Genomic DNA, 16,532 nt, shown 5'->3' on the forward strand with positions numbered 1-16,532 from the left:
GAAGGAACGTATGGACGAAAGAGCACTGAAATATTTTGAAGTGGTCGCAAAAACGAAAAGTATTCGTGCAGCCTCAGAAGTGCTGCACGTTTCACCTTCTGCGATCAGTCGAAAAGTGTCGCAGCTTGAAGCTCAGCTTAACGTCCGTCTGATGGATCGGATTGGCCGTGGCGTCAATCTCACTCAGTCCGGCCTTCGCTTAGCCGAGTACATTCAGGACATCAACCAACGGAAAAATGATCTGGTGTCCGACCTGTCTGAAATCGAGCATCTGCAAACCGGAACGCTGCGCCTTTCTGTGGGAGGCGGTTTTATTCCGGACCTCATCAATCATGCCATCGCACAATTTTCTCACCGCCATCCGGGCGTCAAACTGATCCTGCAGGTCGGTGGCGGAGATGACGTCATTGAAGGGATTAAGAGTGAGGAAGCCGATATCGGCATTCTGCTGAACGCGCCTCAGGATACCAAGGTGGATGTCCTGTTCTCCTGTCCGTTTCAGGAGCTGAGCCTGCTTGTACCGCCGCAGAGTCCATGGGCAAACATTCAGCTCTGCTCGCCTGCACAGCTCGCGGAGATCCCGCTCGCGCTGCTCAATGAAAGTTTCAGTATAAGACGTGCCATCAATCTTTATGAGGCGCGGCAGGAAATTCGCCTCAAAGAGATTCTGCTGTGTAACTCGTTTGAAGCGCTCAAAAGCTACGTCGAAGCCGGGCTTGGCGGAACGTTACTGCCGAAAGTCTGTGTGACGAAAGAGCTGAAAAATCAGTCCTTTGTGGCTATCGATATTGAAGGTATGCACACTCTGGACACCTCCGTTGATCTGGTGATTCGAAAAGGCAGGCCGCTCAGTGCCTCCATTCGAGAGATGAGAGATTGTATCGTCACCAGTATGAGCGCGTTTAATGCCGGCCTATGAGCCTGCGTTAAACGCAAACTCACGCCAGTTCCGGCTCCGATCCCTGCTGCTTGCTGACCTGAACATACAGCCCGATACCGGACAACGCGCCGAGCACGGCGAAGGTCAGCCACAACCAACCGGATGGAAACTGCGGTAAATCCAGCAACCAACCCGCTCCCCAGTTTCCCGCAAATGCAAAAAAGCCGCCGATACAAGAATAGAGGCCGTAATAACTGGCCAATTTGGACGGCGTAGCGAAGCGTGGCACGTAGGCACCAATCAGCGGATAAACCATCATTGAACCGGAGCTGAGCAGTATCGCGCACAGCACAAACGGCAATGGTGGCCACGGCGCAAAGTGCAGATTCAGCGCCAGAAATGCACTGCCCATCAACGCCATGCCAATCCCCATCCCTTTGGCGATACCAAGCTGTTTGTCCACCCAGTGACTGACCGGCAGTTGCAACAACACGCCCATCAATGACGACACCATAAATACCCAAGTGATCACCGACGGATCGCCAGTCTGAACCCGAGCCTGATGCGGAATAGACAGGTACAACTGATGAAACAGGATTTGATAGACGCACGCAGCGAACACAAAACGCATGAAGGGTTTGTTTTTCAGCATCGCCCACCAATCTAGCAGGAACAGTTGTTTTTCTGTCGCCGCCGGGGCGTGAACGTCTTTCGGCAGGTAATACCATTGCAGCAGAAGCAGAATGAAGAACACGCCTGCCGCCGAGAGTCCGACCCACATAAAGCATACCGAGAACAACGTCAGACCAATCAGTGGGCCCAGCAACATCCCCGCTTCACTGGCCAGATTCTGCAAAGCAAACACTCGGTTACGCTCGCGAGCGTTCGGGTATTCCGAGGACAAATACGCCTGACTGCTGGGCGTAAACAGCGCGCCAGCAAAGCCGGTGCAGAACGCGCCAACAAGAATCGCCGCAAAGCTGTCGCTGATCCCAAGTAAAAAGAACCCCACAATGCGAACGGCGCAGCCACACAGGATCATCGGTTTATAGCCGAACTTGTCACCCAGCGTGCCGCCAATCAGAAACAACCCCTGCTGACTAAGCACACGCAGGCCGATGATTAAACCGATATACCAACCGCTAAAACCAAGGTTTTGCAAATGCTCGGCCAGATAAGGCAACAACATGTAAAACCCGAGGTTGAAACTGAAACTGTTAAACACCAGCACCCGGCCAGCGGCAGAGAGCAATCGCCAGTCCTTGACGAAATGATGCAGCTTCATTTACGCGACCTTTTTCGAACGCAGCGTACGCACAAAAGGCACACCGTGTTCATCGGTGATGACTTGCGCTTCGACGTTATAAATATCTTGCACCAGCTCAGAAGTCAGCACCTGCTTGGGATGCCCGCAGGTCACCAGCTCTCCCTGTTTCAGCACCAGCAGATTATCAGCATACTGCGCCGCCAGGTTGAGATCGTGCAGCACCATCAGCGTGATGTATTGCTGCTCGCGGGTTTGTGTCACCAGATGATCCAGCAGCACGTGCTGGTGATGAAGATCCAGCGCGCTGACCGGTTCGTCGAGCATCAGAATTTGTGGGTCACGCATCAGCGCCTGCGCAAACAGAATCATCTGACACTGACCACCACTGAGCGTGCGCACATCGCGGTTCGCCAGATGAGACAAGCCCATGCTTTCCAGAATTTCCAGCGCGCCGCGCAGCATGGTGTCGTCCACTCGCAGGCTCAGGGCATCCAACTTGCCCAGCAGCACCACTTCAATCACGGTGAGGTTGATGTCGAGGTGAATATCCTGCGGCATGTAGCCAAAACGCGAGCGCCAGTGCGGCAGTGATTTGATGCTCAGTTGATCGTGTTGATGCGAAATCGTGCCACTGTTGAGTTTGATATCGCCAAACAGCGTTTTCAGCAGTGTACTTTTACCCGTGCCATTCGGACCAAGGATCGCCGTCACCTGCCCCGGTTGCAACGTAAAGCTCATGTCACGCGCCAGCGTCAGCGAGCCAATCTGAATATTGAGTGTGTCAGCCTTCAGCATGATTAACCTCGCTTCGCCACGATCAGCCAGAAGAAGAATGGCACGCCGATAATTGCCGTCACGATCCCGATGGGAAACAGCGCGCCCGGCACAATCACTTTTGACAACACAGAAGCCGTTGAAAGCAAAAATGCACCGATTAGGAATGAAAGTGGCAGGAAGAAGCGTTGGTCTTCGCCCACCAGAATTTTAGCGATGTTGGGTGCCACAATGCCGATAAAGCCAATAATGCCGACAAAACTGGTTACGGTTGCCGTCATTACCGCCACGATAAACAGAATTTTAAGGCGCAGGCGCTGCACGTTCACACCGACGCTTTTTGCGCGCTCTTCGCCCAACCGCAGCGCCGTCAGTTTCCACGAATCCCGCATCAGCAGAGCAAAACCGCCCATCACCACCACAGCGGTGATGGTTAAGTTGCTCCACGTCGCTTTCGACAGACTGCCAAACAGCCAGAACAGAATTTGTTGGCTCAGCTCCGGTGAGGAGATGAACTGCACCAGCGACAACAGCGACTGAAACAGAAACAGCAACGCAATCCCCGCCAGAATCAACTGGCCTGAGGTAATGTGACGCATGGAGGCCAAAGCAAACAGAAAACAGGCCGACAACATACAACACAGGAATGCGCCCAGCGGCACCGCATAATGGCTGTCCATGCCCAGCGAACCGATGTAGAGCATCAGCGCCGCACCAAAGCCTGCCGCCGCAGCCATGCCCAGTGTGTACGGACTGGCCATCGGGTTATTGAGCAGCGTCTGCATTTCTGCGCCGCCAACCCCGAGCGAGCCACCGACAATGATCGCCATCAGCGCAATTGGCAAACGCAGGTTGGTAACAATCACGCGGGTTGAACCATCAACCTGAAATGGCAGGCCGATAAATTCCAGCAGCGCATTCAGCACGCGCGATGCATCCAGCATCGATGGGCCAGTCATGATATCGAGCACAAAGGAAGCCAATAAAATGGTGCCAAAAGCACAAAGCACCACCCAGCGGCGGCGCTCACTCTTTCGTTGTTGTTCAATCGCTTGTAAAAGTATCGCGGATTGCATGTCACATTACCTGATTACACAAAGAGCAAGCGGCACATGAAAGTGCCGCTAAGAATTATTCAGAAAGAGAAACCGCAAAGGTGCCGGTTGGTGTCACCGGTAGGTACTCTTTATAGAAGTTGATGTATTCCGCTTCCGGGTCGAGATCATTGAACAGATCCGGGTAGAGCGCTTTGGCGATGAACTGAATCATCGGGCCATCGAGAATACTGCGGCACGCACCGTGGTAGATACTGATCATGCGGTTGTTTTTCACCGCAGGCAGGCTATCCCATCCCAGGCGCTGTTTGTAACCTTTCAGGCGAGCCAGCGAGGTCGCGCGGTCAACGTCCTGACCAATCACCATCGCATCATCAGCACCGCCAAATTCATAGCCGGTGATCAGCAGTACATCCGGCTGAGCAGCCAGAACCTGCTCTGGGTTGAGGTGACCCCACCACTCGACAAACGGTTTAGAGATGTTTTCACCGCCTGCCATTTCCGACATCGCACCCCACATGTTTTTACCGAAGGTGTAGCCGTACTCTTTGGTGCCAGGAAAACCAAATTCTGCGTAAATGGTTGGTTTAGGCAGGTTCGCTTTGGCCAGACGATCCGCCACCAGCTGAACCATGTCCTGATATTGTTTCGCGATTTTCTCCGCGCGCGCTTCCTGACCGGTGATCTGGCCGATGATCAGGGTGCTTTGTACGTGACGTTCAACGGTCTGTGCGTTGTAGTCAATCACAATCACCGGAATGCCAGCGTCTTCAATGCGGTTGACATCGTTGCCAAGGCCTTTGAACTGCCAGTCAGCCAGGACCAGCAAATCCGGATTGAGGCTAATCACCTTCTCTACCGAGAACGTTTGTGTGTCCACTTTGCCAACGTCTGGCAGTGTTTCCAATGACGGACGGTGCGCAACATACATCGCCCAGTTAGCAGGACGCCACTTCTCCCAAATCCCTTTCGACATACCCACCACGTTATCAAAGGATTTTTCGGTACCGATCGCCATGTAGTCTTCCCCGTAGAAGCCCAGCACAACGCGTTTTGCCGGAAGATCCAGCGTCACTTGACGATCAAGGACGTCAGTCACCGTCGTCACTTGAGCAAATACCTGCGGTGCAAACGAAATCAGCAACAGGGTCAGCAGCCGTTTTATCATTGTTATTTCCTTATCAACGAAGAGGGTCAGAAAGTAGTCTGGAAGCTATCTTATTTATATTTCCAACAATATCAATAAAAATGAATTCGACAATCATTCTCATTTAACTAATCGTACAAATAACTAGCAATCTGAATCCTCTAGCCCAAATTCCACTGCCCTTTTTCACCTATATGGATGACCAAATTAAGGGCGAATGCAGAATTCTCGGCACACCTGAATGTAATTTAATTACAATAAAACGGCTATTCACCGTATTTCACTTCTGTTTTGATGGAAAATTACGCAAATTTATTGATCCACATCATAAACAGGAGTAAAGTGTGACCAAAATCTCATTTAGTTATGTCGATTAAGGTGACGTTATGTATGATAAAAAACAATCTTGGTCTATCAACCTTCGCGAGTTATTCGGCATGCTGGCAATGTTTTCAGCCACTTCATTGGTGGTTCTGATGCTGAGCCTGACCTGGGTTAATTTCTAAACCCGGGTGTAACGCGCAAAGAAAAGGCACTGCTGAGCAGTGCCTTTTTCGTTTCGGGTTTATGCCACCGTTTAGTGGATAGACTGAATCTGATCCAGTAGCGGAACCAAATCCGGGTTGTCCGTTTTGAACTTGTCGTACACAGGTTGCACCGCCGCCTGGAACTTAGCGATATCGCTTTCCACAAACGTGACGTTGTGCTGCTTCAGATCCTGCGTTGCTTTCTCAACGTATTTCGCCCAATTGTCTTCCTGCACTTTCACCGTTTCTTTCGCGGCTTTACGCACGCCTTCACGCTGCTCGTCAGTCAGTGAGTCCCATACGCTGGTTGAAATTACCAGTACGTCCGGCACCATAGTATGGTTGTCGCGCGAGAACACATTCTTCACTTCGTAGTGACGTGATGAATAATATGACGGCACGTTGTTCTCTGCCCCATCTACCACGCCTTGTTGCATCGCAGAATATAGCTCGCCGTATGGCAGTGGCACCGGTGTACCACCGAGCGCTTTGATGGTATCGATGGACAGTGCCGAGTTCTGCACGCGAATCTTCAAGCCTTTCAAATCGTCCGGCGTTTTGATGGGTTTGCTGGTGTAGAAGCTGCGTGAACCTGCATCCAGGAACGCAAGGCCGATAAAGCCAGCATCACGTGATGAGGCAAGAATCTCTTCGCCAATCGGGCCATTGAGCACCGCATCATATTGCGCGCGGTCTTTATACAGGTATGGCAGCGACAGCAGTTTGTAGTCAGGCGCAAAGGTGTTCAGCGTCGCCGCACTGGCTTTCGTGAACGCCACTGTACCGTTTTGCACCATCTGCAAGCCTTCAGACTCATCGCCCAACGTACCGTTCGGGTACACTTTCACGCGTAGATTGGCCTCTTTTTTCACCTGATCCGCAAAGTACTCCAGCGATTGGTGAACCGGGTGTTCGGTTGGCAGCGCATGTGACAATTTCAGGGTGGCAGCATACACGTTGCTGCCCAGCAAGGTTGATACCGTGCACGCCAAAAGTAGTTTGTTCATCGTTTTCATTTCACAGTCCTATATTGGTTTTAATAGTTATATCCAGCCAGATGCGGCAACCACAAAGATAGAGAAGGGATCAACGTAACAATCGCTAACGTAATGATCATAATGAAGAACAGTGGAATCAGTTTCGGTACCACTTGTCCTAATTTCGTGTCATACACACTACAACCGACGAACAGCGCCGTGCCGACCGGAGGCGTACAGATACCGATACACAGGTTGAACACCATGATGATGCCAAAGTGAATCGGGTCGATGCCCATCTGCGTTGCGATAGGCAGGAAGATCGGCGTAAAAATCAGCACCGCCGGTGTCATGTCCATAAAGGTGCCGATGATGAGCAGAATGACGTTCATCAGCAGAATGATCATGATTGGGTTATTCGACGCTTCCAGAATGAAATCGGAAATGAACGTCGGGATATCCGCATTCGCCATTGACCACGACATCGCCGATGACGTCGCCACCATCAGCAGTACGATGGAAGTCGTCACCACGCTGTCGACCAGAATCGGGAAGATGTCACCAGTTTTCAGCTCTTTATACGCAAAACCAAGTAGCAAGCTGTACACCACCGCAATCGCCGAGGCTTCCGTCGCGGTAAAAATACCCGCCAGAATACCCCCCATGATGATCACCACCAGACCAAGGCTTGGCAGCGCATCCAAAATGACTTTGCTGGCTTTTTCGTTGAACTCGTATTTTTCGCGCGGAATGTTGTACTTCGACCCGAGCAGGAAAATGCCCACCATGATGCCGAGCCCCATCAAAATGCCCGGCAGATAACCCGCAATAAACAGGTACTGCACCGAGGTCGAGCTGACCAAGGCGTACAGAATAAGAATGTTGGATGGCGGAATCAGCAAACCCGCCGGGCACGACGACACGTTAATCGCGGTCGAGAAGTCTGCCGGATATTTGTGCTTATCCTGCAACGGACGCATGATGCCACCGACGGCCGCAGCAGAAGCGGTAGCCGAGCCTGAAAGCGCACCAAACATCATGTTGGCAATCACGTTCACGTGCGACAGCGCCCCCGGCAGGCGGCCACCAAATAACATCGCAAAGTTGATCAGGCGGCTGGCCAGCCCTCCCCGGTTCATCAGGTTGCCGGCGACAATAAAGAACGGCAGCGCTAACAAACCAAAGTTGTTGAGGCCATTGGCCAGCTTTTGCGAAATCAGGATGGAGGTTTTGTCGATCGGGAAATCAACAAACACGGTCAGAAACGCTGCCAGGCCGATTGAGAAAGCAATCGGCACGCCAAGCACCAGCAATACCGCCAACGTTCCGAACAGAACGATCACCGGGAAAATATCGTAAAACATATCCGGCGCGTTCATCAGGAATTCTTGTGAAAATAACAAATCCGTTAATGTCATGATGTCTGTTCCTAACGCGAGACTTTATACGCGGTGATGACTGCGATTTTGGGTCAAAAAATAAATCGCTCTGAAAATATCCAGAACACCAAAATAGGTGATCAGCGCCCCGGAAATAGGCACGACCAAATACACGTAGCCAATTAATAAGTGTTTTCCGCCAATCACAATGCCCGGAGATATTTGTCCGTTTGCAATCGTTGAGCTCACCAACAAATAACCGCCGTAGATAAAGGCTATCGTTGATAACATCACCACAATCAGGTTGGTCAGAATGGATAGAACGTTTCTTCCTTTTTCACCGTATCTTGAGGAAAGAAGCTCCAGCGCCAGATGGCGTCGGATTGAGAAGGTATACGCCCCCCCCAGTACCCCAATCCAAATAAGCAGATAACGTGACAGTTCATCGGTGAAATTGGCCGGGTCATTTAACACAAAACGGGTAAAGACTTGCCAAACCACAGCGATGATCATCACAGCCATAAATAGAGTCAGCAGCAGGCGAAGCCCTCTGTTTATATACTCATTGATTAACTCAATTATCATTGCGTTTCTCTTCTGATAACGGCCACACAATATTTATTACTCAAACCAGGGTCTTATCTTTTTTCATTTGTGGGGCCATCATTCTCGTCCTGAAATGCCCTTAATTGGTCTGACTAATTGCAAGACATATATTACATGTCGAAAATAGAAAAAACCAAAACGAGATCAAAAAACACTACTTTTTGTATAACAACTTTCGAAAATCAGATCTCACCGACAAAAACACAATAAGCAACGCCAATAACGTGACTCAAGACACACAATATAGCTCTATAGCCTCGCTAGACTCTTGAACAAGTCGACATCTGATGTATCTTTAAAACCAAATTGGTATAACAACTGAGATTAAGGACATGACCACTTTCCTCTCTGAGAATTTTCTGTTGCATAACGAGTTTGCGCGTCGCCTGTATCACGACGTCGCCGCGGACATGCCTATCATTGATTACCACTGCCACCTACCACCGCAGCAAGTGGCCGACGACTATCGTTTTCAGAACCTGACCGATATCTGGCTACGTGGCGACCATTACAAATGGCGCGCGATGCGCAGTAACGGTGTGGACGAACGTCTGTGTACTGGTGACGCATCAGACAAAGACAAATTCATGGCCTTTGCCCGCACGGTGCCGTTTACCATCGGTAACCCGATTTACCACTGGACGCACCTCGAATTGCGTCGTCCGTTTGGTATAACAGGCATGGTATTGAATGAAGAGAGCGCCCCGCGCGTTTGGGATCAGTGCAATGAAATGCTGGCCAGCCCAGAGTTCAGTGCGCGCGCGATCATGCAGAAGATGAACGTGGAAATGGTCGGTACCACCGACGATCCGATTGACGATTTGAGCGCGCACAAACGTGTCGCTGAAGATAAAGACTTCCCGGTACAAATGCTGCCAAGCTGGCGCCCGGACAAAGCGTTTAACATCCACCTCGACACCTTCGCCGATTACATGGCAGCGCTGGCCGAAGTGGCAGACGTTGAGATTCGCCGCTTTGCCGATTTGTGCCAGGCGCTGGACAAACGCTTGCAACATTTCGCCGATCACGGCTGCTGCGTGACTGACCATGCGCTCGATACGGTGAGCTACGAAGACGCAACCGAGCAAGAGCTCGATGCCATCTTAGCCAAACGCCTTGCAGGCGGCGCAGTGACGCCCTTTGAAACCGCGCAATTCAAAACCGCCGTGCTGGTTTATCTGGGGAAAGAGTACGCCAAACGCGGATGGGTGCAGCAGTATCACATCGGAGCACTGCGCAACAACAACCAACGCATGTTCAATCTGCTTGGCCCGGACACGGGTTTCGATTCCATTAATGACGGCGAAGTGGCCCTGCCGCTGGCGCGGCTGCTGAACGCGCAGGACCGCGACGACGCTCTGCCTAAAACCATTCTTTATTGCTTGAACCCACGCGATAACGAAGTCATTGCGACCATGTGTGGCAACTTCCAGGGCGGCGGCGTGGAAGGCAAGATTCAGTTCGGCTCGGGTTGGTGGTTCAACGATCAGAAAGATGGAATGGAACGTCAGATGACGCAGCTCGCGCAACTAGGCTTGCTGAGCCGTTTTGTCGGCATGCTGACCGACAGCCGCAGCTTCCTTTCTTATACCCGCCACGAATATTTCCGCCGCATTCTGTGCCAGATGATTGGCCAATGGGTGGAAAACGGCGAAGCGCCAGCTGACTTTGATCTGCTGAGCCGCATGGTGTCGGACATCTGCTACCACAACGCAAAAAACTATTTTGGTATCACGCACAAGTGATCCACTTTTGCCACGTTTAAACGCCCGAGATTCGCTGCCCGCCACAAGGTTGGGCAGCCCCAACAGGTACTTATGATGAAACAGCTTAATCGCGATACTTTTCCCGGCCCGTCTTATCCGACCAAAATCATTCAGTTTGGTGAGGGCAACTTTCTGCGCGCATTCTTGGACTGGCAAATTGACCAGTTGAACCAACACACCGACTTCAAGGCCGGCGTCAGTGTCATTCGCCCAATTGGCGGCGAGTTTCCACCCAGTCTCAATACGCAACATGGCTTGTACACCACGCTGATTCGTGGTCTGGATGAGTCCGGCGAAGCGGTGTCTCAGTCACGCATCATCTATTCAGTCAACGAAGAGCTGTCGGCGTACCGCGAATTCGAAGCGATTCTGGAGCGCGCGAAAAACCCGGACATTGAGTTTGTCTTCTCCAATACCACCGAAGCGGGCATTGCGTTTGTCGACAGCGATCAACTGGGCGATTTGCCGCCAAGCAGTTACCCCGCCAAACTGACCCGCATGTTGTGGGAGCGCTTCAATCACTTCAACGGCGCCCAAGACAAAGGTTGGACCCTCATTCCTTGTGAGCTGATTGACTACAACGGCGAAGCGCTTAAAGCCATCGTATTGCGTTACATCGACCTCTGGGATCTACCTGCGGCGTTTCGTAACTGGGTGGAAAGTGCCAATACGTTCTGCTCCACCTTGGTGGATCGCATTGTCACTGGCTATCCGAAAGATGAAGTGGCCGCTTTGGAAGCCGAACTCAACTACCGCGACACCTTTATGGTCAGCGCAGAGAACTTTTACCTGTTCGTGATTCAAGGCCCGCAATGGCTGAACCAAGCCCTGTGTCTTGATCAACTGAGCGACGAACAGGCACTGAACATCAAAATCGTCGATGACATCAAGCCATACAAAGAGCGTAAAGTCGCCATTTTGAATGGTGCGCACACCGCGTTAGTGCCGGTGGCGTTTCAGGCCGGCATCGATACGGTGGGCGACAGCATGCAAGACGAGCAGATCGCCGCGTACCTCAAAGCGGTGATGTTTGACGAAATCATTCCGACCTTGTCGTTGCCAAAAGATGAACTGCACGCCTTTGCGCGCGATGTCGTATATCGCTTCAAAAACCCGTACATCAAGCATTTGTTATTGTCGATTGCGCTCAACAGCATGACCAAGTTCAAAACGCGTATTCTGCCGCAGTTGCTCACCTACCAGCAGACACAAGGTCAACTGCCGCGTTACCTGAGCTTTGCGCTGGCAGCTCTCATCACCTTCTATCGCGGGCAACGCGCCGAGGGCGAATATGCCCTCGCTGATGACCAGCCTTGGCTCGATTTCTTTGCCAGCGCATGGCCAAAAGTCGAACGGGGCGAAAGCAGCCACCGCGAACTGGTTGACGGCGTACTCAGCAATGCCGCGCACTGGGAAACCGACCTCACCCGCGTTCCGGGGCTGGCAGAATGCGTGACGGCGCACGTTGAACGCATTTGCGCGCAAGGCATGCGAGACGCACTCAGCCGTTGTTAAGGGGAAGCTTGTGAATCCATTACTCAAAATTCATCCGAGCGATAACGTCGCCGTGGCACTACGCGATTTGGACGCTGGGTTGACCGTGGAACTCGATGGTCAAATCCTGACGTTGCTGGAAGCCATTCCACAAGCGCACAAAGTAGCACTGAAGGATTTCGCGCCAAACGATCGGGTGATCAAATACGGCGCGCCGATTGGCCATGCTTTGGCGCCGATTGCCATCGGGCAGCGAGTGTATCAAGACAACATTCGCACCAACCTTAGCGACCTGAATGACTACGACTACCAGCCCGATTTTCAGTCGGTCAGCAGTTCACTGGCCAATACGCCGGTGTCGATTTATCGCCGCGCCAATGGCAACGTGGGCATTCGCAACGAACTGTGGATCATTCCGACCGTGGGTTGTGTCAATGCCATGGCCAAGATAATGAAAAAGCAGGTCGAAGCAGAGATGGATCTGTCCCACATCGACGGCATTCAGGTCTTCACCCATCAATATGGCTGCTCGCAACTGGGCGATGACCACAACAATACGAAGTTGCTGTTGCAGAATCTGGTCAAACATCCCAACGCGGGCGGGGTTCTGGTGGTTGGCCTTGGCTGTGAAAACAACCAAGTGAATGCGTTTCGTGACTCGCTGGGCGACTTCGACCCGGAGCGGGTGGAATTCATGATCTGCCAAAAACACGATGATGAAGTAGAAACCGGCGTTGCGCTGATGAAGAAACTGCTCGACAAAATGGCAAGCGATCAACGTGAGCCGGGCTATCTGAGCGAAGTGCGCTTTGGCTTGGAATGTGGCGGGTCGGATGGATTTTCAGGCATCACCGCCAACCCATTGCTGGGGCGTTTCTCCGATTACTTGGTGACGCATGGCGGCACCACGGTACTGACCGAAGTGCCAGAGATGTTTGGCGCCGAACACATTCTCATGAGCCGCTGCGCCGACAAAACCACCTTCGAGCAGACGGTGAAGATGATCAACGATTTCAAACAGTATTTCATCGATCACAAACAGCCGATTTACGAGAACCCGTCACCGGGCAACAAAGCGGGCGGCATTTCCACGCTGGAAGAGAAATCACTCGGCTGCACGCAAAAAGCCGGCCGCAGCCAAGTGATGGATGTACTGCGCTATGGCGAGCGGTTGTCGAAACCGGGGCTCAACTTACTCAGCGCGCCCGGCAACGATGCGATTGCCACCTCCGCCTTAGCAATGGCCGGTTGTCACATGGTGCTGTTCAGTACCGGACGCGGCACCCCGTACGGCGGCCCGGTGCCGACCTTGAAACTCGCGACCAACAGCGATTTGGCAAGACGCAAACCACACTGGATTGATTTCAACGCTGGTGCATTGGTTGAAGGCACCTCGATGGACTTACTGCTGGAACAATTTGTCGCCAAAGTCGCCGATTTCGTCAATGGCGAGCCGACCCGCAATGAGCTGAACGACTTTCGCGAAATCGCGGTGTTCAAGAGTGGCGTGACGTTGTAACTCGACCAGTATAATAAAACCAATCGAAAGACACAGATGCCAATCAGGCGACTCTCGGGTCGCCTGATTTTTTATTGCCGGCACGTTAGTCACCAAATTTTGAGCAATAAAAAGCGAAGCACTTGGCTTCGCTTGAAATCATCAAAATGTCGAAAGCGGGCTTTCGGCAAACAGGAAACGATCGTAATCATCGCTCGAACCATCAAACAGCATCTGCTTGGTGTTTTCGATGTGCTGCCACACCGCCTGACGCGCCGCCTGTGGGTCGCGCTTGATCAACGCTTTGACGATTTCATCGTGCTCGCTGCACCAACTGCGAATCTTGTTGTCTTCGATGTGTTCGTGCAGCTTCTTCCAGTACGGGTTGTTCTCGCGATGTTTGCACAGCATCTCTGCCACATGCACAACCGCCGAGTTCTGCGTACAACGGGCAAGCTGAATGTGAAATTCGCTGTCCCAGTAGGAATCGCGGCTGAAATCATCAGATTTGGCTTGCTCTTGGATTTTCATCAGCGCGACCAAATCTTGCTTGGTCGCTTGCGTAGCCGCAAACTCGGCAATGTTGCTTTCAAACAGCTGACGCGCTTGCAACAGCTCAAATGGGCCGCAGGTGAGCATGAAGCTGGCGTCGCCCAATGCCGCACTTGCCTCTGCAATCGGCGTTTCGATAGTGGTGTTGATGACACGAATCCCCGAGCCTTTACGCACTTCGACGTAACCTTCCACTTCCAGCATGATCATCGCTTCGCGAATCACCGTGCGGCTTACTTCCATCTGCTCGGCGATCAAACGCTCGGCTGGCAGCATATCGCCCACCTGGTATACCCCATTGGCAATGTCGGTTTTGAAGCGGTTAGCAATCTTCTGATAAAGCTTAACGTTCGGTTCCATATCTATCCCACAGCAACTTGTTATACCAATTAGTCTAACATACAGGATAACTGCAAGGCTAAACAAAACTCGGATCGCATTAAATCAATTTTAAACCGCTGGCACATATTGTTTGCTCAACGAATAACCAACCCGTGCCGAACGTAAAACGCTCTGTTAGACTGTTGTTTCTCAAAACAAAAAAGTGGCGCTTCACATGACAATGGAAAAGTTTCAATCAATCTATCAACGTGCCGCCGAGCGCAAAGGCGGAGAAGACCAACTTGAGAGCCTGCTGAAAAAGCCGCTCAGCAAAGCCGAGTTAGCCGCAGTTCCTGAAGATCGCTGGTTATCGGCGTTCAGCATGAAGGTATTTCAGAGTGGCATTTCATGGGATGTGGTGCGTAAGAAGTGGCCCAACTTTGAAGAGCTGTTTTTCCAGTTTCGCATCGAACCTCTGCTGATGCTGTCTGATGAAGTGTGGGAACAGAAAGCCCAAGATCCGAAAATCATTCGCCACTTGGCCAAAGTGATGTCGATTCCCAAGAACGCGCGCATGATCTATGAAGCACGTCAGGAGCACGGTTCATTCAGTGAGATGGTCGCCAACTGGCCGATTGAACGCATCACCGAATTGTGGGAATACCTGAAAAAGCACGGTGATCGTTTAGGTGGTAACACGGGGCCGTACACGCTGCGCCAAATGGGCGCCGATACCTTTATTCTGTCCGGTGATGTGGAAGCCTACCTGCGCAACACCGGTATTATCGAAGGCGGCAAGAACACCAAACGCTCTATGCAAGCCGCCAACGAAGCGTTTTGCCAATGGCAGCAGGAATCCGGCCGCAGCATCAGTGAAATCAGCCAGATCATTGCCTTCAGCACTGGTGATAACCGCGTGATATAACCTTCCAATAAGCCAGAGTGGACGCAAATTGGCTCTGGCTTTCTCTTCTTGTGCATTTATCTCTCATCCATCGACACCTTGCTTTGTTACCCATAATTGTTCAGTCACATTTCTTTCTTAAGTTTCTCTTAAGTGTCTGGAGTCATAGTAGCTCTCAGACAACATCGACAACGTTAAGGAGAAGCTATGTCTGTCATTACACCTCTGCGCACCGGATTACTTGTTGCCGCTATGGCCGTTTCATCTGCGGCGTTTGCAGACCCAACCTGTACCACTGAGCCAGAATCAAGCTGGATGCCTTTTGATCAGGCGAAGCAGCAAGTTTTGGACATGGGCTACAAAATCAAGAAATTCAAAACCACCAAAACCAGCTGTTATGAGTTGTATGGCTACGATGCTGAAAATAAACGCGTCGAAATTTACTTCAACCCTGTCGACATGAGCAAAGTAAAAGAGGAGAAAGATGACTAAACCTTACGTTTGGGACGGCGTCGTGCGTCTCACCCACTGGGTCGTTGCGGCGCTTTTCCTGTCGAACTACTTTCTCACCGAAGCAGGTAGTGAAACGCACGAATGGGTAGGATATTTTGTCCTGGCTGCACTCTCAGTGCGGCTGACCTGGGGGATCATCACCGATTCCCCGGCGAGCCTTTCGGCATTTAAACCGTCAGTGAATAAGGCGCTATCACACTTAAAAGAAGTCTTGGCAACCAAAGAAGACGAACACATTGGCCATAACCCGGCAGGTGCGGTGATGATTTGGGTCATGTGGCTGGCATTGATTGCAACGGCGTTAACCGGCTGGGCAACCCAGTGGGATATGTTCTGGGGTGAGGACGCGATGAAAGCAGTGCACGAATTCTTCGCCAACCTGACGATGTTTGCTGTCGCTACGCACATTGGTGCCGTGATCTTTATGACCCATTGGGTGAAACGCCCTTACGTCAAAAGCATGCTGCCTCAGCGTGGCCGTGAGAAATAAAATACCGAGAAAAGAGAAAGCAAATGGCTTTCTCTTTTTCATTTTCCCCTGCCAACACAAATTTTTTGTTCCCCATATTTGTGCAAAATTTGATTCCAACATAGTGAATCTTTTCAGAGTTTCCGACCAAGCAACTCAAAAACTGGCATTTTCTGCTACTTTTGGGCGAGTGTAAGCTTTCCTTTACTCTCATCCTCCCATCAATTTCATGCGAATTTTAACAATTTAGTTACACTTACCTTATCCGGTTATACCAAGATTCATCACTAGATAAATGTGGTATTAACAGCAAGATAAAACGCCGTTATCGGAATTCGCAGGACACTATTTCAAAACTGTCCATCACGCTGCCACCTGCGCATTCCTCTCCACATTGCTCTCG

General features: G+C 51.4%; 15 protein-coding genes. 7 read left to right on the top strand and 8 right to left on the bottom strand.

Annotated elements, in window-relative coordinates:
* Nucleotides 1-10: 10 nt before the first annotated feature.
* Nucleotides 11-919: a LysR family transcriptional regulator gene (locus JIG40_RS18165; RefSeq protein ID WP_020328299.1), complete on the top strand. Its 909-nt coding sequence runs from the start codon at nt 11-13 to the stop codon at nt 917-919.
* Nucleotides 920-938: 19 nt separating this feature from the next.
* Here the strand turns inward: JIG40_RS18165 and JIG40_RS18170 are convergent, their stop codons facing one another.
* From JIG40_RS18170 to JIG40_RS18200, 7 genes are all read right to left on the bottom strand, one after another.
* The gene (locus tag JIG40_RS18170; RefSeq protein WP_199465788.1) at nt 939-2,165 is read right to left on the bottom strand and encodes an MFS transporter; all 1,227 of its coding nucleotides are present in this window, start codon (nt 2,163-2,165) and stop codon (nt 939-941) included.
* Complete coding sequence (locus JIG40_RS18175; protein WP_199465789.1) at nt 2,166-2,942, bottom strand: ABC transporter ATP-binding protein; 777 nt, start codon at nt 2,940-2,942, stop codon at nt 2,166-2,168.
* Between the two features lie 2 nt (nt 2,943-2,944).
* On the bottom strand, nt 2,945-3,997 hold the full coding sequence (locus JIG40_RS18180) for an iron ABC transporter permease (protein ID WP_199465790.1): 1,053 nt from the start codon (nt 3,995-3,997) through the stop codon (nt 2,945-2,947).
* 55 nt (nt 3,998-4,052) lie between these two features.
* On the bottom strand, nt 4,053-5,144 hold the full coding sequence (locus JIG40_RS18185; RefSeq protein WP_199465791.1) for an ABC transporter substrate-binding protein: 1,092 nt from the start codon (nt 5,142-5,144) through the stop codon (nt 4,053-4,055).
* 556 nt (nt 5,145-5,700) lie between these two features.
* Nucleotides 5,701-6,666 carry a TRAP transporter substrate-binding protein gene (locus JIG40_RS18190; RefSeq protein ID WP_055453176.1) on the bottom strand — a complete coding sequence of 322 codons (966 nt, stop codon included), beginning with the start codon at nt 6,664-6,666 and terminating at the stop codon, nt 5,701-5,703.
* A gap of 20 nt (nt 6,667-6,686) precedes the next feature.
* Nucleotides 6,687-7,991 (bottom strand): TRAP transporter large permease, encoded by a 1,305-nt coding sequence (locus tag JIG40_RS18195; RefSeq protein ID WP_032082101.1) that lies wholly within the window; start codon nt 7,989-7,991, stop codon nt 6,687-6,689.
* Nucleotides 7,992-8,069: 78 nt separating this feature from the next.
* Nucleotides 8,070-8,591 (bottom strand): TRAP transporter small permease, encoded by a 522-nt coding sequence (locus JIG40_RS18200; protein ID WP_020328290.1) that lies wholly within the window; start codon nt 8,589-8,591, stop codon nt 8,070-8,072.
* 353 nt (nt 8,592-8,944) lie between these two features.
* On the opposite strand from JIG40_RS18200, the gene uxaC reads away from it, so the two are divergent.
* The 3 genes from uxaC to JIG40_RS18215 all read left to right on the top strand — a co-directional run bounded on the left by uxaC (nt 8,945) and on the right by JIG40_RS18215 (nt 13,391).
* On the top strand, nt 8,945-10,357 hold the full coding sequence (uxaC, locus tag JIG40_RS18205; RefSeq protein WP_199465792.1) for a glucuronate isomerase: 1,413 nt from the start codon (nt 8,945-8,947) through the stop codon (nt 10,355-10,357).
* A 72-nt stretch (nt 10,358-10,429) separates the two neighbouring features.
* Nucleotides 10,430-11,893, top strand: coding sequence for a tagaturonate reductase (locus tag JIG40_RS18210; RefSeq protein ID WP_348541343.1), 1,464 nt, complete (start codon nt 10,430-10,432; stop codon nt 11,891-11,893).
* A 10-nt stretch (nt 11,894-11,903) separates the two neighbouring features.
* Nucleotides 11,904-13,391 carry an altronate dehydratase family protein gene (locus tag JIG40_RS18215; protein WP_199465794.1) on the top strand — a complete coding sequence of 496 codons (1,488 nt, stop codon included), beginning with the start codon at nt 11,904-11,906 and terminating at the stop codon, nt 13,389-13,391.
* A gap of 141 nt (nt 13,392-13,532) precedes the next feature.
* Here JIG40_RS18215 and JIG40_RS18220 read toward each other — a convergent pair whose 3' ends face one another.
* Nucleotides 13,533-14,282 carry a GntR family transcriptional regulator gene (locus JIG40_RS18220; RefSeq protein WP_199465795.1) on the bottom strand — a complete coding sequence of 250 codons (750 nt, stop codon included), beginning with the start codon at nt 14,280-14,282 and terminating at the stop codon, nt 13,533-13,535.
* Between the two features lie 196 nt (nt 14,283-14,478).
* Between JIG40_RS18220 and JIG40_RS18225 the strand changes: the two genes are divergently transcribed.
* The 3 genes from JIG40_RS18225 to JIG40_RS18235 all read left to right on the top strand — a co-directional run bounded on the left by JIG40_RS18225 (nt 14,479) and on the right by JIG40_RS18235 (nt 16,150).
* Complete coding sequence (locus JIG40_RS18225; RefSeq protein WP_047460746.1) at nt 14,479-15,168, top strand: DNA-3-methyladenine glycosylase I; 690 nt, start codon at nt 14,479-14,481, stop codon at nt 15,166-15,168.
* A gap of 186 nt (nt 15,169-15,354) precedes the next feature.
* Nucleotides 15,355-15,639 carry a PepSY domain-containing protein gene (locus JIG40_RS18230; protein WP_020328279.1) on the top strand — a complete coding sequence of 95 codons (285 nt, stop codon included), beginning with the start codon at nt 15,355-15,357 and terminating at the stop codon, nt 15,637-15,639.
* The gene (locus JIG40_RS18235) at nt 15,632-16,150 is read left to right on the top strand and encodes a cytochrome b/b6 domain-containing protein (protein WP_020328277.1); all 519 of its coding nucleotides are present in this window, start codon (nt 15,632-15,634) and stop codon (nt 16,148-16,150) included. The genes JIG40_RS18230 and JIG40_RS18235 overlap by 8 nt, the downstream gene beginning before the upstream one ends.
* Nucleotides 16,151-16,532: the final 382 nt, after the last annotated feature.

Origin of the sequence: Vibrio sp. bablab_jr001 (assembly GCF_016464285.1) — a bacterium.
GTDB classification, from domain to species: Bacteria; Pseudomonadota; Gammaproteobacteria; order Enterobacterales; family Vibrionaceae; genus Vibrio; species Vibrio fluvialis.

Coding starts and splice junctions, on each gene's coding strand:
- JIG40_RS18200 (WP_020328290.1), bottom strand. CDS start 8,591: ATGATAATTGAGTTAATCAATGAGTATATAAACAGAGGGCTTCGCCTG.
- JIG40_RS18235 (WP_020328277.1), top strand. CDS start 15,632: ATGACTAAACCTTACGTTTGGGACGGCGTCGTGCGTCTCACCCACTGG.
- JIG40_RS18180 (WP_199465790.1), bottom strand. CDS start 3,997: ATGCAATCCGCGATACTTTTACAAGCGATTGAACAACAACGAAAGAGT.
- JIG40_RS18195 (WP_032082101.1), bottom strand. CDS start 7,991: ATGTTTTACGATATTTTCCCGGTGATCGTTCTGTTCGGAACGTTGGCG.
- JIG40_RS18190 (WP_055453176.1), bottom strand. CDS start 6,666: ATGAAAACGATGAACAAACTACTTTTGGCGTGCACGGTATCAACCTTG.
- JIG40_RS18175 (WP_199465789.1), bottom strand. CDS start 2,942: ATGCTGAAGGCTGACACACTCAATATTCAGATTGGCTCGCTGACGCTG.
- JIG40_RS18230 (WP_020328279.1), top strand. CDS start 15,355: ATGTCTGTCATTACACCTCTGCGCACCGGATTACTTGTTGCCGCTATG.
- JIG40_RS18170 (WP_199465788.1), bottom strand. CDS start 2,165: ATGAAGCTGCATCATTTCGTCAAGGACTGGCGATTGCTCTCTGCCGCT.
- JIG40_RS18165 (WP_020328299.1), top strand. CDS start 11: ATGGACGAAAGAGCACTGAAATATTTTGAAGTGGTCGCAAAAACGAAA.
- JIG40_RS18225 (WP_047460746.1), top strand. CDS start 14,479: ATGACAATGGAAAAGTTTCAATCAATCTATCAACGTGCCGCCGAGCGC.
- uxaC (WP_199465792.1), top strand. CDS start 8,945: ATGACCACTTTCCTCTCTGAGAATTTTCTGTTGCATAACGAGTTTGCG.
- JIG40_RS18220 (WP_199465795.1), bottom strand. CDS start 14,282: ATGGAACCGAACGTTAAGCTTTATCAGAAGATTGCTAACCGCTTCAAA.
- JIG40_RS18210 (WP_348541343.1), top strand. CDS start 10,430: ATGATGAAACAGCTTAATCGCGATACTTTTCCCGGCCCGTCTTATCCG.
- JIG40_RS18185 (WP_199465791.1), bottom strand. CDS start 5,144: ATGATAAAACGGCTGCTGACCCTGTTGCTGATTTCGTTTGCACCGCAG.